This is a genomic window from Roseovarius amoyensis (assembly GCF_003260265.1).
Lineage (GTDB): Bacteria > Pseudomonadota > Alphaproteobacteria > Rhodobacterales > Rhodobacteraceae > Roseovarius > Roseovarius amoyensis.
This window is the reverse complement of sequence record NZ_QITQ01000009.1, coordinates 77,186-98,892: the sequence shown is the minus strand read 5'-3', so window position 1 is coordinate 98,892 and position 21,707 is coordinate 77,186. Positions and strand designations below refer to the sequence as shown.

Genomic DNA, 21,707 nt, shown 5'->3' with positions numbered 1-21,707 from the left:
CTACCACCATTTCGCCGGCTTGGCCACAAAACCCGCCGCCTGTTCCAGCGCGTAGGCGGTGTTGAGCAGATCGCCCTCTTCCCACGGACGGCCGATCAGCTGCAGCCCCAGCGGCAGGCCCTGGTCGTTCAGCCCCGCCGGCACCGAGATACCTGGCAGCCCGGCAAGGTTCACCGTCACTGTGAAGACGTCGTTGAGATACATCTCCACCGGGTCGGCCTGCGCCATCTCGCCCAGCCCGAACGCGGCCGAGGGCGTGGCCGGGGTCAGGATCGCGTCGACGCCATCGGCAAAGACCTGTTCGAAGTCGCGCTTGATCAGCGTGCGCACCTTGCGGGCGCGGTTGTAATAGGCGTCGTAGAAACCGGCCGACAGAACGTAGGTGCCGACCATGACCCGGCGCTTGACCTCTGCCCCGAACCCTTCGGCGCGGGTCTTTTCATACATCTCGGTGATGCCGTCGCCGGCATCCAATTTGGCGCGGTGGCCATAGCGCACGCCGTCATAGCGCGCGAGGTTCGATGACGCCTCTGCCGGGGCGATGACGTAGTAGGTGGGCAGGGCGTATTTCGTATGGGGCAGCGAGATATCGTGGATCTCGGCGCCGGCATCGGCCAGCATCTCGCGCCCGCGTGTCCAGAGCGTTTCGATCTCGTCGGGCATGCCGTCCATGCGGTATTCGCGGGGAATGCCGATCACCTTGCCGCGGATGTCGCCGGTCAGCATCGCCTCGAAATCGGGCACGGCCAGGTCGGCCGAGGTGGAATCCTTGGGGTCATGCCCGCACATGGCGGTGGCCATGATGGCGGCGTCGCGCACCGTGCGGGTCATCGGTCCGGCCTGGTCGAGCGACGAGGCAAAGGCAATGATCCCCCAGCGCGAACAGCGCCCATAGGTGGGCTTTAGCCCGGTGATACCGGTAAATGCCGCTGGCTGGCGGATCGAGCCGCCGGTATCGGTGCCGGTCGCGCCCAGGCACAGGCCGGCCGCAACCGCCGCCGCCGAACCGCCGGACGAGCCGCCCGGCGTCAGGGGCGTGTCGTCGCCCTTTCGCCGCCACGGGTTGACGGCATTGCCATAGACCGAGGTTTCGTTGGACGAGCCCATGGCGAATTCGTCCATGTTCAGCTTGCCCAGCATCACCGCGCCGGCGTCGAACAGCTTTTGCGTGACGGTCGATTCGTATTCGGGGCGGAACCCTTTCAGGATGCCGCTGGCGGCCTGGCTTGGTGCGCCGCGAGTGCAGAACAGGTCCTTGATGCCCAGCGGGATGCCGCACATTGCCGGCGCGTCGCCCTTGGCCAGCCGTTCGTCGGCGGCGCGGGCCTGGTCCAGCGCGGTGTCGGGCGTCGAATGCACGAATGCGTTGAGCGCGCCGGCCTCCTGGGCGGCGGAAAGGCAGGCCTCGGTCAGCTCAGGCGCCGAAATGTCGCGAGCGCGCAGCCGGTCGCGGGCCTCGGCGATGGTCAGATCGGTAGGGTCTGTCATCGGTTTACTCCACCACCTTGGGAACGGCGAAAAAGCCCTCGCGCGCGTCGGGCGCGTTCGAGAGGATCTTGTCGGCCATGTTGCCGTCAGTCACGACATCCTCGCGCCGCTTCAGCCGCATCGGGGTGACGCTGACCATCGGTTCCACCCCATCGACGTCGACCTCGCCCAGCTGTTCGATAAAGCCCAGGATGGTGTTGAATTCCTGTGCCAGCGCCGGCAGGTCCGCGTCATCGACGCGGATACGCGCGAGCTTGGCCACGCGGGCTGCGGTCTCGGTGTCGATGGACATCTGGTCGGGCCTCTCAAGGTCGGTTTCGTTGTTGTCCGCGTTTACCGCCGCGCCGGACGCACTGCAAGCATGTGGCGGCGGCGGCCTTTCCGAAAGGGCGCGCCGGGTTTCCCCGGGGCGCGAGAGCTGCTAGATATGGCATGAAAAAATCAGGAGATTCCAATGCAGATTACATGGCTTGGCCATTCATCCTTTAAAATCGCGATTGGCGGGCAGGTGCTGCTGGTTGACCCGTGGCTGACCGGCAACCCGATTCTGCCCGAGGACAGCCACGATGCGGCGCTGGAGGGCGCAACCCACATCGTGCTGACGCACGCCCATTTCGACCACGCCGGCGACGTGGTCGCACTGGCCAAGCGGCTGAATGTCCCGGTGGTGGGGCAGTTCGACCTGATGTCGTGGTGGGAACAGGCCGAGGGCCTGCAGGTCGTCGGCTTCAACAAGGGCGGCACGGTCGACCTGGACGGGGTCAAGGTGACGATGGTGCATGCCACCCATTCTTCCAGCATCGCCACCGAAAACGGCCCCCACGTGCCGGGCAGCGAATGCGGCTACATGATCGCGGGTGAGGGGCATACGATCTATTTCTCGGGCGACACCGACGTGATGGCCGACATGAAGGTGTTCAACGATCTGCACGCGCCCGACATCGGCATCCTGTGCGCTGGCGGGTATTTCACCATGGACATGGCGCGCGCGGCCTATGCGGCCAAGACGTTCTTTGACTTCAAGACCGTCATTCCCTGCCACTACCGCACCTTCCCGGTGCTGGCGCAATCGGCTGAGGAACTGGTCAAGGCGCTGCCCGGCGTCAACGTCATCGAACCGCAGGTGATGGAACCGATCGAGATCTGATCCTGTGGCGGTCAGCGGCGCTTGTCGAAGAAGTCCTTCAGCAGCGCCTCTGCCGCCTGCGCCGCGATGCCGTCGCAGATTTCGGGCATATGGTGGCACTGGGGGTGGGAAAAGACCCGCGCCCCATGCGCCACGCCGCCCGACTTGGGATCGTCGGCGCCGTAATATAGCCGGGCGATGCGCGCGAAAGAGATGGCGGCGGCGCACATGGGGCAGGGCTCCAGCGTGACGTAAAGGCTGTAGCCGGGCAGGCGTTCGCTGCCCGCGGCGCGGCAGGCGGCGCGCAGGGCCAGTATCTCGGCATGTGCGGTGGGGTCGCACAGCTCGCGCGTGCGGTTCCCGGCGGCGGCGACCACCTTGCCGCCTGGATCGGCCACCACGGCGCCCACCGGCACCTCTCCGCGATCCGCGGCGGCGCGGGCTTCGGCCAGCGCCTGTTCCATGTGGCTGCGAAAGGTCATGACGCCTCATTGCCGTGAAGGCCGTGCTTTCGCAAGCGCGGCTTTTGCGCTAAGCGCCCTGCATGAGCATCGAGAAACCCGCTGAACCCCCCAAGGGCGAACGCATCGCCAAGGTCATTGCGCGCGCAGGCATTGCCAGCCGGCGCGAGGCCGAACGCCTGATCATCGCCGGCCGCGTCACCGTCAACGGCAAGGTCATTGACCGCGCCGCGCTGAACGTCAGCGCCGATGACCGTATCACCGTGGATGGCCGGGCTCTGGATGCGCCGGCACCGCCCAGGATGTGGCTTTATCACAAGCCCGTGGGGCTGGTCAGCACGGCGCGCGACGAAAAGGGCCGCAAGACGATCTATGACGACCTGCCCGACGACATGCCAAGGGTGATGAGCGTGGGCCGGCTCGACATCAGCTCCGAAGGGCTGTTGCTGCTGACCAATGACGGCGCGCTCAAGCGGCGGCTGGAATTGCCGGCGACCGGCTGGATGCGCCGCTATCGCGTGCGGCTCAGGGGGCGGCCCGACGACGCCACCTTTGCACCGCTGCGCGAGGGGCTGGTGCTGGATGGCGAGCGGTTCCAGCCGATGACGGTGACGCTGGACCGCCAGCAGGGCGCCAATGCCTGGGCCACGGTGGCCATCCGCGAGGGCAAGAACCGCGAGGTCCGCCGCGCCATGGCGGCGCTGGGGCTGAGCGTCAACCGGCTGATCCGGGTGTCCTATGGCCCGTTTCAGCTGGGCCAGTTAAAGCCCGGTGCGGTCGAGGAAATTCGCCCCAAGGTGCTGCGCGACCAGTTGGGGCTGGAGCAGGCAGAGAGTGACGACACCCCGTCCGGAAAACCGGTGGTCCGCCGCCAGCGCCGCCCCCGGCGCGATCAGTCGGCGCCCTCGGGGCGGGCCCATCCGCGCCGATAGGCCGCCGGAGAGGCGCCATAGCGCCGGCGAAACCGCTGTGACAGCTGCGAGGAACTGGCAAATCCCGTTGCCGCCGCGATTTCGGCCACGCTGAGCCCGGTCTCATTAAGCAGCGCATGCGCCCGCGCCACCCGCAGGTCCAGGTAGAACTGCGCCGGGGTGACACCGGCATGGCGACGGAAAAGCCGCTCCATCTGCCGGCGCGACAGGCCGATGTGGCGGGCCACCTGGGCCATGTCCACCGGCTCCTCCAGGTGCTCGCGCATGTATTCCACTGCCGCCAGCAGGCGCGGATTGCGGCTGCCGATGGCCGCCGAATAGGCCGACCGCTGCGGCACCGCGCGGATCTCGGATCGCCCGTGCAGGCACATGTCGGCCACGATGGCGGCCAGCCCGGCGCCGTGGTCGCGCTCGATCAGCCCCAGCATCATGTCGGTCGCCGCGCTGCCGCCGCCGCAGGTCAGCAGGCCGCGGTCGTCCTCATACAGCATCTCTGTGGGGGTAAGGTCGGGAAAGGTCTCGACAAAGGCGGGCTGGTTTTCCCAGTGCAGGGTAAAACGCCGCCCGTCCAGCAGGCCCGCGCGCGCCAGCGCGAACGCGCCGGTGCAGATGCCACCCACCCGGCAGCCGAACGCGTGCTGGCGGCGCACCCATGTCACCGCCCGTCGCGAGGTGCTTTCCAGCGGCTCGATCCCGCCGCAGATGAATGCGGTGGCGTCGCGGGGCACGTCGCCCAGCCTGGTATCGGGGGTGATGGTAATGCCGCAGGAACAGATGACCGGGGCGCCGTCGCCGGTCATCATGTACCAGCGATAAAGTTCCTTGCCGGTCACCTGGTTGGCCATGCGCAAGGGTTCGAGCGCCGAGGTGAAGGCCAACAGCGTCAGCTTTGGCAGCAGCAGGAAATAATAGTCGCGCGGCGGCCCGTCATAGGAAAGCGCCAGGCTGGCCGCCCCGCGCGGAACGAAAGAGCGCTCTTGCATGGGGGCTCTTTACCATGGCCCCGTGCCCGTGCGAAACCGCTGATGAACGGGATGCGACCACAAGGAGAGGCGCCATGCGCGCAGTGCTGCAACGGGTCAGCCATGCCTCGGTCAGTGTCGGCGGGCAGGTGATCGGGCGCACGGGGCCGGGGCTGATGATCCTGGTTTGCGCCATGCGCGGTGATACCGGGGAACAGGCCGACAAGCTGGCGGCCAAGGTCGCCAAGCTGCGCATCTTCGCCGACGAGGCGGGTCGCATGAACCGCTCGTTGCTCGATACCGGCGGCTCGGCGCTGGTGATCAGCCAGTTCACCTTGGCGGCCGATACCGCGCGCGGCAATCGCCCCGGCTTTTCCACCGCCGCCGCCCCCGAGGATGGCGAGCGGCTGTATGAACATTTCGCCCGCTGTCTGTCGGGGCAAGGGGTGGCGGTGGAAACCGGGAAATTCGGGGCCGACATGCAGGTGGACCTGTGCAATGACGGGCCGGTCACGATCTGGATGGAGGTCTGAGCGCGCCGCCATGCCCTATGAATGGAGCACCACCGAGAATGCCGCCGGCCCCGCCCGGCGGCTGCGGCTCTGGCCGCACCGGTCGTTGCCGCGCAAGGGGTTTGCGGCCTTTGTCCTGGTGACATTTTCGCTGATTACGCTGCCGCTTTATCCACTCCTGGGGACGGTGCTGCTGTGGGGGCTGCTGCCCTTCCTTCTGTTGGCGGTGGCGGGGGTGTGGTGGGGGCTGGAACGCTCTTATCGCGATGCGCGGCTGTCGGAGGAACTGACGATTGATCGCGACGAGGCGCAGCTGGTGCGCGTCGAGGCCAACGGGCAGCGGCGGGAATGGTCCTGTGAAAGCTACTGGGCGCGGGTGCAGCTTCACCAGACCGGCGGGCCGGTACCTGATTACGTCACCCTGTCGGGCAAGGGGCGCGAGGTCGAGATCGGCGCCTTCCTGTCGCAGGACGAACGCCGCGCGCTTTACGGCGAACTGGCCATCGCCCTGCGGCAGGTGGCTGCGCGCTGAGCCTTGCCATCTTCGATGGTGGGCAAGTGCCGCCTGGTGGTGTAGACTGGCCGCAAGAAAGCAAGAACCACGAAAACGGTGGGCAGGCGGGCAGAATGTTCAGGATGACAATGGCGCTGATCATCGGCGCTCTGGTGCAGATCGCGCCGGTTGCGGCGCAAGACAGCAGCTTTGGCGCGCTAGCGCGGGTCGATATGGTCCAGACCCGGCTGGATGACACGCGCGACGGGCTGCGGCTGGGGCTGGGGCTGACGCAGGGCGTGCCGTTCCGGGTGTTCACCTTGGACGGGCCACCCCGGCTGGTGCTGGATTTCCGCGAGGTCGACTGGCGCGGCGCCGACGCCGGGATGATCGACTGGGCCGAACGGGCCAGGGCGGTGCGGATGGGGGCTTTTCGCCCCGGTTGGTCGCGTATGGTGGTCGATCTTGCCGGGCCGTATGCGGTCGAAAGCGCGAACGCCACCACCGACCATGAAACCGGCGGCGTTCTGATCGAGGTCGAGCTGACAGAGATCGACGCCGAGGCATTTGCCGCCCGTGCGGGTGCGCCGCCGCTGCCCGGCTGGGAGGACGTGCAGGGCGGGCTGCCGGCGGTCAAGCGCGCGCGCCAGGCCGGCGAAGAGCGGCTGCTGGTGGTGCTCGACCCCGGTCATGGCGGCATTGACCCGGGGGCCGAGCGCGAGGGTCACAACGAAAAGAACCTGATGCTGCGTTTCGCCCGCGAACTGCGCGAGGTGCTGCTGCGCGCCGGCGGGTTTGACGTGGCGCTGACCCGCGAAAACGACGAGTTCGTATCGCTCGAACGTCGGGTGGCGATCGCGCAGCAACTGGGCGCGGATGTGTTCATCTCGCTGCATGCCGACGCGCTGAGCGAGGGGCGCGCGCATGGCGCCACGGTCTATACCCTGGCCGACAGCGCCAGCGACGAGGCCAGCGCCGCGCTGGCCGAACGCCACAACCGGGCCGGCATCCTGGCTGGTGTCGACCTGACGAAGGCTGATGATATTGTCGCCGGTGTGCTGATCGACCTAGCGCGGCAGGAAACCGGCCCGCGGGCGGACAGGCTGGCGCGGGCCATTCGCCTGGGGATCGAGGAACAGGGCCTGCCGCTGCATTCCCGCCCGCTGCGCGAGGCCGGATTTTCGGTGCTGAAATCTGCCGATATTCCCTCGGTCCTGGTCGAGTTGGGCTTTCTGTCCAGCCAGAAAGACCGCGACAACCTGCTGGACGATGCCTGGCGCGCGCGCATGGCCAACGGCATCCGCGATGCGCTGATCGCGTGGCGCATGGCCGACGCCGCGGCGGCGCGGCTGGTGCGGCAATAGGCGGCCGGGTGCCGGTGGCGGCGGCATTGTGTTTTGACGGGGGCCTGGCGCGCGCATATATGCTTGGCTCATCCTGATCGGGAGCGACGGATTGTTCAGACCGATATTAACGCTGCTGGGGACAATCTTCAGCCTGGTGACGCTTGGCGTCATCATGATCGCGCTCAGCATCGGCGCGGTATTCCACATCTATGGCAAGGACCTGCCCAGCCATGAATCGCTGGCCAACTACACCCCGCCGACGATCAGCCGCATCTATTCGGTCGAGGGCAGGATCATCGACGAATTCGCGCAGGAACGCCGTCTGTTCACCCCGGCCGAGGAAATCCCTGACCTGATCAAGCAGGCAATCATTTCTGCCGAGGACAAGAATTTCTACGAACACGGCGGCTATGATGCGCGCGGTATCGCGGCTGCGATCGTCGAGGCGGTGCGCACCCGTGGCGAGGTGGTTCGCGGGGCCTCGACCATCACCCAGCAGGTGATGAAGAACTTTTTGCTGTCGGGCGACCGCCGGATCGAGCGCAAGATCAAGGAAATCATCCTCGCCACCCGCATCGAAGAGACGCTGGACAAGGAAGATATCCTTGAGCTGTACCTCAACGAAATCTTTCTGGGCCAGAACTCCTATGGCGTGACGGCGGCGGCGCAGACCTATTTCAACAAGACACTCAGCGAACTGGCCCCGCACGAGGCGGCGTTCCTGGCGTCGATGCCCAAGGCGCCGTCGGATTTCCACCCCGTGCGCAACAAGGAACGCCTGCGCGAGCGGCGCGACTATGTGCTGCGGGAGATGTACGAGAACGGCTATATCAGCCGCGAGGTGATGGAGGCCGAGATCGAGCAGCCGGTGCGCTCGGTCCAGAATGGCGATTTCCCGCCCTGGAACGAGAGCCTGCCACCGCGTGACTATTTCACCGACGAGATCCGCCGCCAGCTGAGCCAGGATTTCGGCGAAGGCGAATTCTTTACCGGCGGTCTGGCCGTGCGTGCCACCATCGACCCCGAAATGCAGCAGGTTGCGGCGACGACGCTGCGCCGGCAGCTGGAGAAATACGATCGCGGGCGCAAGGAATGGCGCGGCACCGGCATCACCTTGCCGGCCGAGGTGCTGGAAAACGAGGCCGACTGGCGCGCGGCGCTGGCAGCGGCGGACGTGGCCCGCGACATCGACCTAGACGGCCGCTGGTACCCGGCGGTCGTGCTGAAAACCGACGCGCAGGAGATGCAGATCGGTATCGAGGATGTCGAGGGCGTCCAGTCGGTTCCGCGCAAGGACATCGTCTGGCTGCCTGGCGATTTCACCGAAACCTTCAAGCCCGGCGACGTGGTGCATGTGCGCAAGATGACCGCAGACAGCGATGGCAGCTTTGTCCGCTGGACGCTGCGGCAGGTGCCCGAGGTGCAGGGCGGCTTCATGGCGATGGACGTGGAAAACGGCCGCGTGCTGGCGATGCAGGGCGGCTTTTCCTACCAGCATTCGGTATTCAACCGCGCCACCCAGGCGCGGCGTCAGCCGGGCTCCAGCTTCAAGCCGTTCGTCTATGCCGCCGCGCTCGATTCGGGGTATTCGCCGGCCACCATCGTGATCGACGCGCCGATCGAGATCGACACACCGCAGGGCGTCTGGCGGCCGCGCAACTCGTCCAACCAATTCTACGGGCCGACGCCGCTGCGCACCGGCATCGAGATGTCGCGCAACCTGATGACCATCCGCCTGGCGCAGGAGGTCGGCATGGATGTGGTCGCCGCCTATGCCGAGCGCTTTGGTGTTTATGAGAACATGGGCCGGTTCCTGGCCAACTCGCTGGGATCGGATGAAACCACGCTTTACAACATGGTCGCGGCCTACGCGATGTTCGCCAATGGCGGCGAGCGGGTCGAGCCGACGCTGGTGGATCGGGTGCAGAACCGGTTCGGCCAGACCGTCTATCGCCATGATCCGCGCAAATGCCTGGATTGCGGCGATCCGACGATCCCGCCCGCGCGCGGCCCGCGCATCGTGTCGGACCGCCGGCAGGTGATCGACCCGATCACCGCCTACCAGATCACCTCGATGCTGCAAGGCGTGGTCAATCGCGGCACCGCATCGGGGGTGATCAACCTGCCGGTGCCAGCCGCCGGCAAGACCGGCACCACCAACGATGCGCGCGACGTGTGGTTCGTGGGCTTTACCTCGAACATCGCCGCGGGCTGTTACATCGGCTATGATCAGCCGCGGGGCCTTGGCCGGGGCGCGTATGGTGCGTCGATGTGCGGGCCGGTGTTCCAGCAATTCATGACCAAGGCGGTCGAGAAATACGGCGGCGGGCCCTTTCGCGTGCCCGAAGGCGGCCATTTCATCAAGATCGACCGCTATACCGGCGCCCGCCTGCCGGAGGGCGAAACCGGCCCGCATATGGTGGCCGAGTATTTCCGCGAGGGCGAAGAGCCGATCTTTGGTTTCATCTATGACGGCGGCTTTGCCATGGGCAACGACCTGGAGCTGTACGAAGGGGGTCGCCATGGCGGCCGGCTGATCGACCCGGAGACCGGCCAGCCCGTCGAGGACACCGAGGGCGGCGACAAGGCCAGCTTTGGCAGCCTCAGTTCCGGCGGGCTGTACTGAGCCGCGCAAAGGCACAGGTTGCCGCCTTGTCCGGCCCGCGCCGCTGCGTTATCACCGGCTTCTGACGAACACCCGAGGACCCAGTGCATGCGCGCCGAAATCGAATCCGTCGTGGCCGAGATCGAAAACTCGCTGGAGCTGTTGCGCCAGCGGATGGATTGGGAAACGGCGCCACACCGGCTGGAAGAATTCAACGCCCGGGTCGAGGACCCCGACCTGTGGAACGATCCCGCCCGTGCCCAGAGCCTGATGCGCGAGCGCCAGGCGCTGGTCGACGCGATCGAGACCCATGACAGCATCAAGGCCGAGCTGGAGGACAATGTCGGCCTGATCGAACTGGGCGAGGCCGAAGGCGACGCCGAGGTGGTGGCCGAGGCCGAGGCGGCGCTCAAGACGCTGGCCAAACGCGCCGCCGCCAAGGAGCTGGAGGCGCTGCTGAACGGCGAGGCGGATGCCAACGACACATTCCTGGAAATCAACGCCGGCGCGGGCGGCACCGAAAGCTGCGACTGGGCGGCGATGGTGGCGCGCATGTATGTGCGCTGGGCCGAAAGCCACGGCTATACGGTTGAGCTGCAATCCGAAAGCGCGGGCGAAGAGGCCGGCATCAAGTCGGCCGCCTACAAGATTTCCGGCCGCAACGCCTATGGCTGGCTGAAATCGGAATCGGGCGTGCACCGGCTGGTGCGCATCTCGCCCTTCGATTCGTCGGCCCGGCGGCACACCTCGTTCTGTTCGGTCTGGGTCTACCCGGTGGTCGATGACGCCATCGAGATCGAGGTGAACCCCGCCGATATCCGCATCGACACCTACCGCTCTTCCGGTGCGGGCGGGCAGCACGTGAACAAGACCGATTCGGCGGTCCGGATCACCCACCACCCGACCGGCATCGTCGTGACCAGTTCCGAAAAATCCCAGCACCAGAACCGCGACATCGCCATGAAGGCGCTGAAATCGCGCCTCTACCAGATGGAGCTGGACCGCCGAAACGCCGCCATCGCCGAGGCTCACGAGGCCAAGGGCGAGGCCGGGTGGGGCAACCAGATCCGATCCTATGTGCTGCACCCGTACCAGATGGTGAAGGACCTGCGCACCGGGGTCGAGACATCCGACACCAAGGGCGTGCTGGATGGCGACCTGGACGAGTTCATGGCCGCCACGCTGGCGATGAATGTCAGCGGCAAGAGCCGCGCCGAGGCGCAGGCCGAAGGCGGGTAGGGGGCGCTGCCCCCGTCCAGGACAGGTCCGGGACGCCCCCGGGGTATTTCCGACCAGAAAGAAGCCCGTGAGACATGCACGCCCTGATGGCGTGACATAAGATAAAATTGTCCCTAACCTATTGTGAAAAATGGGGAGGAGGGACGATGCAGGATATCCTGGAGGACAAGCAACCGGGCGTGCCCGAACTGGGCGAGGTGACGTTCGCGATGCTGGGCGAGGCGCTGCGCCGGGGCTGGCACGATATGGTGCGCGCGCCGGGATATGCGGTGATATTCGCCGGGGTCTATGTGGTGATCGGCTGGTTCATGATCGCGGTGACCTGGGCCACGGGGCAAAGCTATTGGCTGGTCTTTGCCGCCGTGGGGTTTCCGCTGATCGGCCCGTTCGCGGCGGTGGGGCTATATGAGGTCAGTCACCGGCTGGAACAGGGCCGCGCGCTCAGGCCAAGGGCGATATTCGGGGTGATCGCGCATCAGCGGCGGCGACAGTTGCCGTCGATCTGCGCGGTGATCGTGATCATGTTCCTGTTCTGGTTTTTCCTGGCGCACATGATCTTTGCCCTGTTCATGGGCTTTTCGACGATGACGAATGTCTCGACCTCGTTCGACATCTACCTGACCCGCGAGGGGCTGACGATGCTGACGGTGGGCACGGCGGTGGGCGCGGGCTTTGCGTTGCTGCTTTATGCGATCACGGTGGTGGCCTTGCCGCTGCTGCTGGACCGCGAGGTGGATTTCGTCACCGCGATGATCGCCTCGTTCGGCATCGTGACCGAAAACCCGGTGCCGATGCTGGCCTGGGCGGCGCTGGTGGCGGGGCTGACATTCGTGGCGATGATCCCGGTCTTTGCCGGGCTGTTCGTGGTGCTGCCGCTTCTGGGGCATGCGACTTGGCACCTTTATCGCCAGCTGGTGGTGGCCGGGCAGGCCTGACGCCCGCCCGCTATGCCGGCGTGCCCTTTTCGGCCGCCTTGGCAGCGTCCCACAGCGCGTCCATCTCGGCCAGGGTGGCATCCTCTGGCCGGCGGTCCTGATCTGACAGTGCCGCCTCGATCTGGCGAAAGCGGCGGGTGAACTTGGCATTGGCGCGCCGGAGCGCGATTTCGGGGTCGACCTTGAGATGCCGGGCGAGGTTGGCCACGACAAAAAGCAGATCACCCATTTCCTCTTCCACCCGCTCTTGTGGCTGGTCGGCGGCGGCCTCGGTCAGTTCCGCCGCTTCTTCGGCGATCTTGTCCAGCACCTGGGTGGCATCGGGCCAGTCGAACCCCACCCGCGCGGCGCGCTTTTGCAGCTTGACCGCCCGCATCAGCGCCGGCAGCCCCATCGCCACCCCGTCCAGCACGCCGGTCTGTTCCCGCGCGGCACGTTCGGCGGCCTTGACGGTTTCCCAGTCGCGGGTCTGTTGTTCGGCGGTCTTGTCGCGGCTTTCGTCGCCAAAGACATGGGGGTGGCGTGCCACCATCTTGTCGGCGATGGAATCTGCCACCTCGTCAAAGCCGAAAAGCCCCCGGTCGCGGGCGATCTGGGCGTGGAACACCACCTGCAACAGCAGATCGCCCAGTTCGCCGCGCAATTCGTCCCAGTCCTGGCGTTCGATTGCGTCGGCGACCTCGTAGGCCTCTTCGATCGTGTAGGGGGCGATGGTGTCGAAATCCTGCTCGATATCCCAGGGGCAGCCGGTGTCGGGATCGCGCAGGCGGCGCATGATCTCGATCAGCCGGGGCATGCCGCCGGAGGGGTCGTGAGCGAGGGCGTCATCGGGCATGGTGCAGGTGTCCTTTCCGTGGTTGAGTGGACACTGCCGGGTCAGAACGAAGGAGTCCAGCAGTGCCGGTATTGAACCGTATCGCAGGGTTTTCAGACCATATGACGGCGTGGCACCGGCATCTGCACGCGCACCCTGAACTGGGGTTCGGCTGTCACCGGACGGCGGAATTCGGGGGTGCGCGGCTGCGCGAATTCGGCATCGACAAGATCGAGACAGGCATCACCGAAAGCGGTGTCGTGGCGGTGATCGAGGGACGCGGGCCGGGGCCCACAATCGGGTTGCGCGCCAACATGGATGCGTTGCCGATTGCCGAGGCGACGGGGGCGGCGCATGCCTCGAAAACCCCCGGCGTGATGCATGCCTGTGGCCATGACGGGCACACCGCGATGCTGCTGGGTGCGGCGCGTTACCTGGCCGAGACACGCAACTTTTGCGGCCGCTTGGCGCTGATATTCCAGCCCGCCGAAGAGGGGCCGGGCGGGGCGCAGGTGATGGTCAATGACGGGGTGCTGGACCGCTACGACATCGCCCAGGTCTATGCCCTGCACACATTGCCGGGTGCGCCCGAGGGGCATTTCGAAACCTGCCCCGGCCCGATCATGGCGGTGGTGGACCCTTTTCACATCGACATCGAGGGGCAGGGCGGGCACGCCGCCTATCCGCAGGATACGTGCGATGCGGTCATTGCCGCCTGCGCCATCGGGCAGGCGATACAAACCATCCTCAGCCGCAATGCGCGCGCGCGCGACGAACTGGTGGTTTCGCTGACGCAGATCCACACCGGCAGCGCCGACAACATCGTGCCCGAAACCGCCTATATGTGCGGCACGATCCGCAGCTTTGACGCCGGGCCGCAGCGGATGGTGTGGAAGCGCCTGCAAGAGATCGCCGAGGGGCAGGCGGCATCCCTTGGCGTGCGCGCCCGCCTGCGCATCGAAGAGGGCTATCCACCCACCGTCAACGATGCCGCGCGCACCGAGTTTGCCGCCGAGGTCGCGCGAGAGGTGGCCGGCGCGAATGCCGTCGTCACCGACCGCACGCCAGAGATGGGCGTAGAGGATTTCGCCTTCATGCTGGCGAAACGTCCGGGGGCTTATCTGTTCCTCGGGCAGGGCGAGGGGCCGGGCTTGCATCACCAGGGCTTTGACTTCAATGATGACGTGGTGCCGGTCGGGGCATCGTTCCTGGCGCGGCTGGTAGAGCGGGCGCAACCGGCAGGCTGAGCGGCCCGGGCCGGGCCGAAAAGGGGTGTTCCATGGCTTTGGAAGACGCGAAAAACCAGGTTGACCAAGCGTTTACCAGATCGGATGCGCGCGGCCTGTCCTATGAAAACACCTTTGGCGGCGCGGCCTCTTTCCTGCGGCGGCGCTATTCCAAGGACCTGTCTGGCGCCGATATCGCCGTGACCGGTATCCCCTTTGACCAGGCGGTGACCAACCGCCCCGGCACCCGGCTGGGCCCGCGCGCGATCCGCGAGGCGAGCGTCCTGCAGTGCCCCGATGCGCCCTATGGCTGGGGCTATGACCCGCTGAGCGAGTTCAGCATAATCGACTATGGTGACCTCGCGTTCGATTATGCGATGGTGGCGGAGTTTCCCGAACGGTTGCGCGCCCATGTCGCCGGCATCCTGGATCAGGGCGCGGCCTGCATCGCGCTGGGGGGCGACCATTCCATCACCCTGCCGATCCTGCGCGCCCATGCCGAACGGCACGGCGCGCCGCTGTCGGTGCTGCAGTTCGATGCCCATACAGATACCTGGGTCGATGATGACATGGACCGCATCGACCACGGCACGATGATGTACAAGGCGGTCAAGCTGGGGCTGGTCGATCCCGCGCGCTCGGTCCAGGTGGGTATTCGCACCGACAACCCCGACACGATGGGCTTCAACATTATCGACGCGCGCGCGGTTCACGAACAGGGCCCGGCCGAGGTTGCTCGCCGCATCCGCGAGGTGCTGAGCGATCACCCGGTCTATGTCACGTTTGACATCGACGCGCTCGACCCGGCCTTTGCGCCGGGCACCGGCACGCCGGTCTGGGGCGGGCTGAGCTCGGCCCAGGCGGCGATCATGCTGCGCGATCTTGCCGGCATCAACATGATCGGGGGCGACGTGGTCGAGGTCAGCCCGCCATTCGATACCACCGGCGCCACCGCCATTGCCGGGGCGCATGTGGCGGTCGAACTGATCTGCCTGTGGGGGTGGAACCGCCGACAGGGCGCCGGATGACGGCGCGATGATCCGTATGGTGGGACTTGTCGCCCTGGCCGGGTTGATCGGGGTTGCTCTCTATATCCGGCTTGCGCCGTCGGATGCCGGGCGCTGGCACCGGATGCCCGAGGCCGTGACCGCCGGGGACACCGCCGGGGGCGCGCTGCGGGTGATCGAGGCGGACGAGGCCGATTTCAGCCGCCTGCACGATATCATCCTGCGAACCGCCCGCACGCGGGTGCTGGCCGGGTCGACCGACGCCGGAATGATCACCTTTGTCACCCGCTCGCGCGTGTTCGGCTTTCCCGACTACACCACCCTGCGCCACCGCGACGGGCGCATCGAGATATGGGGCAGGCTGCGCTTTGGTCGTTCAGATCTTGGCGTGAACGCGCGGCGCATCGACGGCTGGTTGCAGGCCCTCGCGCAGCGAGGATGACAGGCATCCGTCGCTGATCTTGCGCCACATCGGGTTGTTCAGCGACATCTGGCATTGCGCCATGAATGATTTTCCATCGACATGCAGGCAGATGGATTCGCCAATTTCGACACGACCGCCCTTGCTGTCGGTGCAATAGCAATCGACCGCCTTGCCGTTATAGAGACCGTCCGCCAAGGCAGGGGCACCAAGCGCCAGACCTAGCCCGATAAGGGGAATGACTGGTTTCATGTCCCCAGTATAACGCTGGCTTGGCGCTTGACCAAGCGCCGCGAATGCGACAAATCCGCGGGATGGTAAGCCAGGAAAAACTCGACGAGATCGTGCGCCGCTTCGAATACATCGAGGCGCAGATGGCTGAGGGCGGCGGCGACATCGCCCAGCTGGGCCGCGAATATGCCGAGTTGCGCCCCGTGGTCGGGGAAATCCGCGCCTACCGCAAGCTGCTGGAAGAGATCGACGCGGCCGAGGCGATGCTTGACGATCCCGAGATGCGCGACCTGGCGCAAGAGGAACTGACAGAGCTGCAACAGCGCCGCCCCGAGATGGAGGCAGAGCTGAAGCGCGCATTGCTGCCGCGCGACGCAGCCGATGCGCGCCCCGCGATCCTGGAAATCCGCCCCGGCACCGGCGGTGAAGAGGCGGCGCTCTTTGCCGCCGACCTGATGCGCATGTACCAGCGTTATGCCGAATCCAAGGGCTGGACCTTTGAGGTCATCGAGTCCCAGGAAAGCGAACTGGGCGGCATCCGCGAACTGGTGGCGCTGATCCGGGGCGACGGGGTTTTCGCGCGGCTCAAGTTCGAATCGGGCGTGCACAGGGTCCAGCGGGTGCCGGAAACGGAATCGGGCGGGCGTATCCATACCTCGGCCGCCACCGTGGCGGTATTGCCCGAGGCCGAGGCGGTTGATGTGCAGATCGACACGAACGACATTCGCATCGACACGATGCGCGCCTCGGGCGCTGGCGGACAGCACGTCAACACCACCGATTCAGCGGTGCGCATCACCCACCTGCCCACCGGCATCGTCGTCACCTCGTCGCAGAAATCCCAGCACCGCAACCGCGAGATCGCGATGGATGTGCTGCGTTCGCGCCTTTTCGACCTAGAGCGGCAAAAGGCCCATGACAGCCGGGCAGAGGCCCGCGCGGCGATGGTGGGCACCGGCGACAGGTCCGAGCGTATCCGCACCTACAACTTTCCCCAGGGCCGCCTGACCGACCACCGCATCGGTCTGACGCTTTACAAGCTCGACCAGATCATCGGCGGCGACCTGGACGAGGTGATCGACGCGCTGACCGCCGATGCGCAGGCCAGCATGCTGGCGGAGATGGACGGGTGAGCCGCAGCGTCAGCGCGGCCCTGACAGAGCTGAGCGGACGGCTGGCGGCGGCCGGTATCGACGGCGCCCCGCGCGAGGCGCGCCGCATCGTGGCGGCGGCGATGCGGGTCGTCCCCGACCGGGTCACCCTGATGCAGGCCGACCCGCTGGAGGCCGAGGCCGAGGACCGGCTGGCCACCATGGCGGCGCGGCGCTGCGCGCGCGAACCGCTGTCCCATATTCTGGGGCTCAGGGCATTTTTCGACCACGAATTCCGTGTCACGGCGGATGTGCTGGACCCGCGCCCCGAAACCGAGACGCTGGTCGCCGCCGCGCTTGATGCGCCTTTCGAACGCGTGCTCGACCTTGGCACCGGGTCGGGCTGTATCCTGCTGTCGCTCATGGCGGCGCGGCCCGGGGCGCAGGGTGTGGGCACCGATATTTCCGCCCCCGCGCTGGCCGTGGCCAGGGAAAACGCGCGCATTCTTGGGGTGCAGGATCGCTGCCGGTTCCAGCGCGCTGACTGGTTTGCGGGGATTGATGCGCCAGACGGGACATTCGACCTGATCGTGTCGAACCCGCCCTATATCGCCGCGTGGGAGATGGCCGATCTTGCCCCCGAACTGGGGCACGAGCCGCGCGCGGCCCTGACGGACGAGGGCGACGGGCTGTCGGCCTATCGCGCCATCGCGGCGGGCGCGGGACGTTTCCTGGCCCCGGGCGGGCGGCTGATGGTCGAAATCGGCTGGCGTCAGGGGCCTGATGTCCTGGCCATTCTGGGTGCTGCCGGGTTCGGGGGGCTGCGGATTCTGCCCGATCTCGACGGGCGCGACCGGGTGGCGGTGGCGCTGCGGGGTTCAACCCAAGGGTGACATATTGCCTCGGAATCGGCAAAAATCACATCATGGGCATAAAAATGGGGGCAAAACCCTTGTCTACGCCTGCCAGCCGTGTTTACTAAGCGCGATCAAGCAGGTGGATGCCATTTTGTGGCGGTCCCTCTTGATGCCAAGCCAAGACATGACGGTTTCGGTTTTCTAGGCGCAGTGGGCGCCAGCCGGATCGAAAAACGCTTCGAGCACAGGGCTGACGACTAAATCATGAGATCTTCCAAATCACGTTCGCGGAACAAGCCGAACCGCAACCGGTCTATGGGCAATGTGATCAACCGGGTTTTTGACAGCTCCGGTCCCGAGGGCAAGGTGCGCGGAACCCCGCAGCAGATCATCGACAAATACAATCAGCTGGCGCGCGATGCCCAGTTGTCGGGCGACCGCGTCGCGGCAGAGAATTTCCAGCAGCACGCCGAACATTACCTGCGCCTGCTGAGCGCCGCCATGAAAGAACAGGAAACCCGGCGCGAGGAACAGGAACGCCAGAACCGCGAACGCCAGGCTGAACGCGACCGTGACCGCGCCCGCCGCCAGGAACGTGAATCAAACAACGGCGAGACCGCCGAGGGCGAGCAGAAGTCCGATGTGCTTGAAACGGGCGGCGAGGCCGACAGCGGCCTTGTGGAAACACCCGAAAGCCAGTCGGCCAAGGACGAACCCGCGCCCGCACCCGCGCCCAAGCCCAAGCGCAAGCCGCGCAGCAGGGCGAAACTGGCGGCTGATGGTGGCGGCGATGCCGGTAATGGCAATGGCGAGGCTGGCGGCCCCCCGCGCGAAGCCGCCGAATAGGCGACCGCAGCAGATTGACGGAACAAGGCGCCGCACCCGGTCATGGGGCGGCGCCTTTTTCGTGTTCACTCAGACCTTTGCCAGCGATCGGGCCAGCGCGCAGAATTTTTCCAGCGGTACCGTCTCGGCCCGGTCGGTGGGGGCGATGCCGGCAGCAATGAGCCGGTCCTCGATATCCGGGGCGACACCGCGCAGCGCCGCGCGCAGCATCTTGCGCCGCTGGTTGAAGGCACGCGCGACGACATCCTGCAACACCTGCGGATCGGCCGGAAAGCGCGGCTGGGGCAGGGCGGTGATATGCACCACGCTGCTCGACACTTTGGGCGGGGGGGAAAAAGCACCGGGGGGCAGCTGCATGACGATGCGCGCCTCCACCCGCCATTGTGCCAGGATGGCAAGGCGGCCATAGGCCTTGCTGCCGGGGCGGGCGACGATGCGCTCGGCCACCTCGCGCTGGAACATCAGCGTCAGGCTTTGCCAGAAGGGGGGCCATTGCGGCGGCGTCAGCCAGCGCACCAGCAGCTCTGTCCCGACATTGTAGGGCAGGTTCGCCACCACCTTTATCGGCGGCGTCAGATGTGCCAGCGGGTCGATTTCCAGCGCGTCGCCCTCGATAATGGTCAGCCGTCCCGGGCAGGTTGCGGCGATCTCTTGCAGCGCGGGGATGCAGCGGCTGTCCTTTTCCACCGCCAGCACCCGGCGCGCCCCCTCGGACAACAGCCCCCGCGTCAGCCCGCCGGGGCCGGGGCCGACCTCCAATACGTCGGCGCCGGTCAGGTCGCCCGCGGCGCGTGCGATCCGGGCGGTCAGGTTGAGGTCGAGCAAGAAGTTCTGGCCCAGCGACTTGCGCGCCGCCAGCCCGTGGGCGGCGATCACCGTGCGCAGGGGCGGCAGCGTGTCGAGGCCGCTCATGTCCCGCGCGCCGCGGCCATCCGCGCCGCCATCCGCAGTGCCGCGATCAGCGAGCCGGGATCGGCCAGCCCGCGCCCGGCTATGTCCAGCGCGGTGCCGTGATCGGGCGAGGTGCGCACGAACGGCAGGCCGAGGGTGACGTTGACGCCGCTGTCGAACGCCAGCGTCTTGATCGGGATCAGCGCCTGGTCGTGATACATGGCGATGGCGGCGTCATAGCCCGCGCGCGCCGCGGCGTGAAACATGGTGTCGGCCGATAACGGGCCGCGTATGTCCATGCCATCGCCGCGCAATAGGTCGAGCACCGGTGCAATCAGCTCGATCTCTTCGCGCCCCATGCGCCCGCCTTCGCCGGCATGGGGGTTGAGCCCGGCCACCGCCAGCCGCGGGGCAGGAATGCCGAAATCGGTGATCAGCGCGGCATGGGTGATGCGGATCGTGTGTTCCAGCCCCTCTGCCGTCAACGCGTCGGGCACGTCGCGCAGGGGGATATGGATCGTCACCGGCACCACGCGCAGCATGTCGCTGGCCAGCATCATGACCACCCGTTCAACCCCCGCCAGAGCGGCCAGGTATTCGGTATGGCCGGGATAGGCAAAGCCCGCCCCCTCTTGCAGCGCCTGCTTGTGGATCGGTCCGGTACACAGTGCCGATGCCGCGCCGGCGCGCACCAGCTCCACCCCACGGGCGATGGCGTCGATCACGCCTTGGGCATGGTCCGGGTTGGGCCGGCCTGGGGTCAATGCACCGGGAAAATCGTGGCGCAGCACAGGCAGGCCCAGCGCCATGGCAGCGGTAGCATCGCAAGGATCGTCGATCTCGGCCACGGGTGTGCCGGCCGGCAGGTGGCCGGGATCGCCGATCAGGAAAAACGGCACCTCGCCCCCCAGCCGTGCCCATGCGGCGGCAGCCAGTTCCGGCCCGATGCCCGCGGGTTCGCCGCAGCTCAGCGCGACGGGCGCGGTCATCGCAATTCGATGATCCGGGCCTCGGCGCGCAGCTGTTCCAGGTATCCGTCGGCCAGAGAGGCCAGCCGCTGGTTGCGCACGAAATTGCTCAGATCCTCGGCCGAGGGGCCTTCGCCATCCAGCAGGGGCGAGCGCCCGCAAAGCATCAAGAAAACCAGGGTCTGCCCGTTCGAGCGGGTGAGGTTGGTCGAAACTTCGCCGGGGTCGAGCTGTTGCAATTCGCGCGCGACATCGGCGGGGATTTCATCGGGCGCCTTGGTTTCGCGCACCAGCACCTCGGGCGGCTGGCCCTTGGCCACGCCATACAGGTCGTCGCAGGTGTCGGTAGCGGCACGAACCTGGGCGGCGCGGGACAAAGCCTGTTCGCTGCGCCCGCCGTCGATGAAATACATCGCGTATTCGATCGCCGAATAGCGCGGTGCGGGCGCATCGGTTTCGGCGATATCGCGCAGTTGCAGCAGCACGATCGCCTGTTCGGTGGGCAGTGGGTCGGACACCTCGCCCGGGGCAAGGGCCAGCACGATGGGGCGCAGCGGCTCGGGCAATTGGCTGATCGAGGTCCATTCCAGGCGCCCGCCGCGTTCGGCGGAGGGCGCGGCGGAATAGCGCCTTGCCGCGTCGGCAAAGCCGCCGATGGATTTGATTTCGGCCAGTTCGCGCGCACGCTGCTGCGTCTCTTCGATCTGCCCCGGCGGCACCGGCAGCACGATTTCCGACAGCAGGACACGCACTCCGGTGGTGCCTGCCAGCGCCAGCTTGGCGCGTTCGATGTCGTTCTCGCCCACGGTAATGCTGTTGGCGAAACGTGCGCGCACCAGTTCGCGCCAGGTCACGCCGGCGCGCACGAAGGAACGAAAGCTGCTTTCATCGACGCCAGCTTGCTGCAACTGGCTGATCATCTGATCCGCGGTCATCTCGCCGCGCGAGGCGAACTCTTCCAACGCGGCGTCCATCGCCTCTTCGCTGATCTGGATGCCGAGGGTTTCGGCGGCGCCCATCTTGAGGCGGTCCTCGACCAGCTGTTCCCGCGCCATCCTGATCGGGTCGCCGGGGGTGCGGAACAGGGTCAGCATGCGCGCGCGCTGTTCAACCTCGAAGCGGGTGATGGCCTTGTCGTTGACCTTGATCACCGGCTCGAACAGCCCCTGGGCCGTTGCCGGTCCAGCCGGGCCGGAAACCAGGGCGCAGGCCAGCGCGAACAGGGCCGCCTTGAAAAGAGCAATACGCATGAACAC

At 66.6% G+C, this 21,707-nt stretch carries 23 protein-coding genes; 14 read left to right on the top strand and 9 right to left on the bottom strand.

Translation table 11 applies throughout. The features are described from left to right. The gene (gatA, locus tag DL899_RS09935; RefSeq protein WP_111734198.1) at positions 1-1,488 is read right to left on the bottom strand and encodes an Asp-tRNA(Asn)/Glu-tRNA(Gln) amidotransferase subunit GatA; all 1,488 of its coding nucleotides are present in this window, start codon (positions 1,486-1,488) and stop codon (positions 1-3) included. A gap of 4 nt (positions 1,489-1,492) precedes the next feature. Next, entirely contained in the window at positions 1,493-1,780 is a 288-nt protein-coding gene (gatC, locus tag DL899_RS09930; protein WP_111734197.1) for an Asp-tRNA(Asn)/Glu-tRNA(Gln) amidotransferase subunit GatC, read from the bottom strand. 162 nt (positions 1,781-1,942) lie between these two features. Here gatC and DL899_RS09925 point away from each other — a divergent pair, with 162 nt between their 5' ends. Further along, positions 1,943-2,635, top strand: a complete 693-nt coding sequence (locus DL899_RS09925) for a metal-dependent hydrolase (RefSeq protein WP_111734196.1) — start codon at positions 1,943-1,945, stop codon at positions 2,633-2,635. Positions 2,636-2,646: 11 nt separating this feature from the next. Here DL899_RS09925 and DL899_RS09920 read toward each other — a convergent pair whose 3' ends face one another. Next, a complete protein-coding gene (locus tag DL899_RS09920) occupies positions 2,647-3,096 on the bottom strand; it encodes a nucleoside deaminase (protein ID WP_111734195.1) in 450 nt (149 codons plus the stop codon). A gap of 62 nt (positions 3,097-3,158) precedes the next feature. On the opposite strand from DL899_RS09920, the gene DL899_RS09915 reads away from it, so the two are divergent. After that, positions 3,159-4,007, top strand: coding sequence for a pseudouridine synthase (locus tag DL899_RS09915; RefSeq protein ID WP_111734194.1), 849 nt, complete (start codon positions 3,159-3,161; stop codon positions 4,005-4,007). On the opposite strand, the gene DL899_RS09910 is transcribed toward DL899_RS09915, so the two are convergent. Further along, positions 3,968-4,990, bottom strand: a complete 1,023-nt coding sequence (locus DL899_RS09910; RefSeq protein WP_111734193.1) for a GlxA family transcriptional regulator — start codon at positions 4,988-4,990, stop codon at positions 3,968-3,970. The two genes, DL899_RS09915 and DL899_RS09910, sit on opposite strands and share 40 nt — an antisense overlap. Positions 4,991-5,064: 74 nt before the next feature. Between DL899_RS09910 and dtd the strand changes: the two genes are divergently transcribed. From dtd to DL899_RS09880, 6 genes are all read left to right on the top strand, one after another. After that, complete coding sequence (gene dtd / locus DL899_RS09905; protein WP_111734192.1) at positions 5,065-5,502, top strand: D-aminoacyl-tRNA deacylase; 438 nt, start codon at positions 5,065-5,067, stop codon at positions 5,500-5,502. Between the two features lie 10 nt (positions 5,503-5,512). Continuing rightward, positions 5,513-6,013, top strand: a complete 501-nt coding sequence (locus DL899_RS09900) for a DUF2244 domain-containing protein (protein WP_111734191.1) — start codon at positions 5,513-5,515, stop codon at positions 6,011-6,013. 95 nt (positions 6,014-6,108) lie between these two features. Further along, positions 6,109-7,338, top strand: coding sequence for an N-acetylmuramoyl-L-alanine amidase (locus DL899_RS09895; protein WP_338049653.1), 1,230 nt, complete (start codon positions 6,109-6,111; stop codon positions 7,336-7,338). A gap of 91 nt (positions 7,339-7,429) precedes the next feature. Further along, positions 7,430-9,946 carry a penicillin-binding protein 1A gene (locus tag DL899_RS09890; RefSeq protein ID WP_111734189.1) on the top strand — a complete coding sequence of 839 codons (2,517 nt, stop codon included), beginning with the start codon at positions 7,430-7,432 and terminating at the stop codon, positions 9,944-9,946. A gap of 87 nt (positions 9,947-10,033) precedes the next feature. After that, on the top strand, positions 10,034-11,164 hold the full coding sequence (gene prfB / locus DL899_RS09885; protein WP_111734188.1) for a peptide chain release factor 2: 1,131 nt from the start codon (positions 10,034-10,036) through the stop codon (positions 11,162-11,164). A 146-nt stretch (positions 11,165-11,310) separates the two neighbouring features. Beyond that, positions 11,311-12,099, top strand: a complete 789-nt coding sequence (locus DL899_RS09880; protein WP_204355292.1) for a DUF2189 domain-containing protein — start codon at positions 11,311-11,313, stop codon at positions 12,097-12,099. A gap of 10 nt (positions 12,100-12,109) precedes the next feature. Here DL899_RS09880 and mazG read toward each other — a convergent pair whose 3' ends face one another. After that, entirely contained in the window at positions 12,110-12,934 is an 825-nt protein-coding gene (gene mazG / locus DL899_RS09875) for a nucleoside triphosphate pyrophosphohydrolase (RefSeq protein ID WP_111734187.1), read from the bottom strand. Between the two features lie 62 nt (positions 12,935-12,996). Between mazG and DL899_RS09870 the strand changes: the two genes are divergently transcribed. The 3 genes from DL899_RS09870 to DL899_RS09860 are packed head-to-tail and all read left to right on the top strand — an operon-like array spanning position 12,997 to position 15,588. Next, complete coding sequence (locus DL899_RS09870) at positions 12,997-14,160, top strand: M20 aminoacylase family protein (RefSeq protein WP_111734186.1); 1,164 nt, start codon at positions 12,997-12,999, stop codon at positions 14,158-14,160. 32 nt (positions 14,161-14,192) lie between these two features. After that, a complete protein-coding gene (gene speB, locus DL899_RS09865) occupies positions 14,193-15,167 on the top strand; it encodes an agmatinase (protein WP_111734185.1) in 975 nt (324 codons plus the stop codon). Between the two features lie 7 nt (positions 15,168-15,174). Then, positions 15,175-15,588 carry a DUF1499 domain-containing protein gene (locus DL899_RS09860; protein ID WP_111734184.1) on the top strand — a complete coding sequence of 138 codons (414 nt, stop codon included), beginning with the start codon at positions 15,175-15,177 and terminating at the stop codon, positions 15,586-15,588. Here DL899_RS09860 and DL899_RS09855 read toward each other — a convergent pair. Continuing rightward, a complete protein-coding gene (locus tag DL899_RS09855; protein WP_111734183.1) occupies positions 15,523-15,819 on the bottom strand; it encodes a hypothetical protein in 297 nt (98 codons plus the stop codon). The genes DL899_RS09860 and DL899_RS09855 overlap by 66 nt on opposite strands. Before the next feature lie 62 nt (positions 15,820-15,881). Here DL899_RS09855 and prfA point away from each other — a divergent pair, with 62 nt between their 5' ends. From prfA to DL899_RS09840, 3 genes are all read left to right on the top strand, one after another. After that, on the top strand, positions 15,882-16,931 hold the full coding sequence (prfA, locus tag DL899_RS09850) for a peptide chain release factor 1 (RefSeq protein WP_111734182.1): 1,050 nt from the start codon (positions 15,882-15,884) through the stop codon (positions 16,929-16,931). Then, on the top strand, positions 16,928-17,782 hold the full coding sequence (gene prmC, locus DL899_RS09845) for a peptide chain release factor N(5)-glutamine methyltransferase (RefSeq protein ID WP_111734181.1): 855 nt from the start codon (positions 16,928-16,930) through the stop codon (positions 17,780-17,782). The genes prfA and prmC overlap by 4 nt, the downstream gene beginning before the upstream one ends. A gap of 228 nt (positions 17,783-18,010) precedes the next feature. Next, positions 18,011-18,592: a DUF4167 domain-containing protein gene (locus DL899_RS09840; protein WP_111734180.1), complete on the top strand. Its 582-nt coding sequence runs from the start codon at positions 18,011-18,013 to the stop codon at positions 18,590-18,592. A 69-nt stretch (positions 18,593-18,661) separates the two neighbouring features. On the opposite strand, the gene rsmA is transcribed toward DL899_RS09840, so the two are convergent. Genes rsmA through DL899_RS09825 form a run of 3 tightly spaced genes read right to left on the bottom strand, consistent with a single transcriptional unit; the run spans position 18,662 to position 21,701 of the window. Next, on the bottom strand, positions 18,662-19,504 hold the full coding sequence (gene rsmA, locus DL899_RS09835; protein ID WP_111734179.1) for a 16S rRNA (adenine(1518)-N(6)/adenine(1519)-N(6))-dimethyltransferase RsmA: 843 nt from the start codon (positions 19,502-19,504) through the stop codon (positions 18,662-18,664). After that, a complete protein-coding gene (gene pdxA / locus DL899_RS09830; RefSeq protein ID WP_111734178.1) occupies positions 19,501-20,472 on the bottom strand; it encodes a 4-hydroxythreonine-4-phosphate dehydrogenase PdxA in 972 nt (323 codons plus the stop codon). Before pdxA ends, rsmA begins: the two co-directional genes overlap by 4 nt. After that, a complete protein-coding gene (locus DL899_RS09825; protein WP_111734245.1) occupies positions 20,469-21,701 on the bottom strand; it encodes a peptidylprolyl isomerase in 1,233 nt (410 codons plus the stop codon). Before DL899_RS09825 ends, pdxA begins: the two co-directional genes overlap by 4 nt. Positions 21,702-21,707: the final 6 nt, after the last annotated feature.

Coding starts and splice junctions, on each gene's coding strand:
- gatA (WP_111734198.1), bottom strand. CDS start 1,488: ATGACAGACCCTACCGATCTGACCATCGCCGAGGCCCGCGACCGGCTG.
- gatC (WP_111734197.1), bottom strand. CDS start 1,780: ATGTCCATCGACACCGAGACCGCAGCCCGCGTGGCCAAGCTCGCGCGT.
- DL899_RS09925 (WP_111734196.1), top strand. CDS start 1,943: ATGCAGATTACATGGCTTGGCCATTCATCCTTTAAAATCGCGATTGGC.
- DL899_RS09920 (WP_111734195.1), bottom strand. CDS start 3,096: ATGACCTTTCGCAGCCACATGGAACAGGCGCTGGCCGAAGCCCGCGCC.
- DL899_RS09915 (WP_111734194.1), top strand. CDS start 3,159: ATGAGCATCGAGAAACCCGCTGAACCCCCCAAGGGCGAACGCATCGCC.
- DL899_RS09910 (WP_111734193.1), bottom strand. CDS start 4,990: ATGCAAGAGCGCTCTTTCGTTCCGCGCGGGGCGGCCAGCCTGGCGCTT.
- dtd (WP_111734192.1), top strand. CDS start 5,065: ATGCGCGCAGTGCTGCAACGGGTCAGCCATGCCTCGGTCAGTGTCGGC.
- DL899_RS09900 (WP_111734191.1), top strand. CDS start 5,513: ATGCCCTATGAATGGAGCACCACCGAGAATGCCGCCGGCCCCGCCCGG.
- DL899_RS09895 (WP_338049653.1), top strand. CDS start 6,109: ATGTTCAGGATGACAATGGCGCTGATCATCGGCGCTCTGGTGCAGATC.
- prfB (WP_111734188.1), top strand. CDS start 10,034: ATGCGCGCCGAAATCGAATCCGTCGTGGCCGAGATCGAAAACTCGCTG.
- DL899_RS09880 (WP_204355292.1), top strand. CDS start 11,311: ATGCAGGATATCCTGGAGGACAAGCAACCGGGCGTGCCCGAACTGGGC.
- mazG (WP_111734187.1), bottom strand. CDS start 12,934: ATGCCCGATGACGCCCTCGCTCACGACCCCTCCGGCGGCATGCCCCGG.
- speB (WP_111734185.1), top strand. CDS start 14,193: ATGGCTTTGGAAGACGCGAAAAACCAGGTTGACCAAGCGTTTACCAGA.
- DL899_RS09860 (WP_111734184.1), top strand. CDS start 15,175: ATGATCCGTATGGTGGGACTTGTCGCCCTGGCCGGGTTGATCGGGGTT.
- DL899_RS09855 (WP_111734183.1), bottom strand. CDS start 15,819: ATGAAACCAGTCATTCCCCTTATCGGGCTAGGTCTGGCGCTTGGTGCC.
- prfA (WP_111734182.1), top strand. CDS start 15,882: ATGGTAAGCCAGGAAAAACTCGACGAGATCGTGCGCCGCTTCGAATAC.
- DL899_RS09840 (WP_111734180.1), top strand. CDS start 18,011: ATGAGATCTTCCAAATCACGTTCGCGGAACAAGCCGAACCGCAACCGG.
- rsmA (WP_111734179.1), bottom strand. CDS start 19,504: ATGAGCGGCCTCGACACGCTGCCGCCCCTGCGCACGGTGATCGCCGCC.
- pdxA (WP_111734178.1), bottom strand. CDS start 20,472: ATGACCGCGCCCGTCGCGCTGAGCTGCGGCGAACCCGCGGGCATCGGG.
- DL899_RS09825 (WP_111734245.1), bottom strand. CDS start 21,701: ATGCGTATTGCTCTTTTCAAGGCGGCCCTGTTCGCGCTGGCCTGCGCC.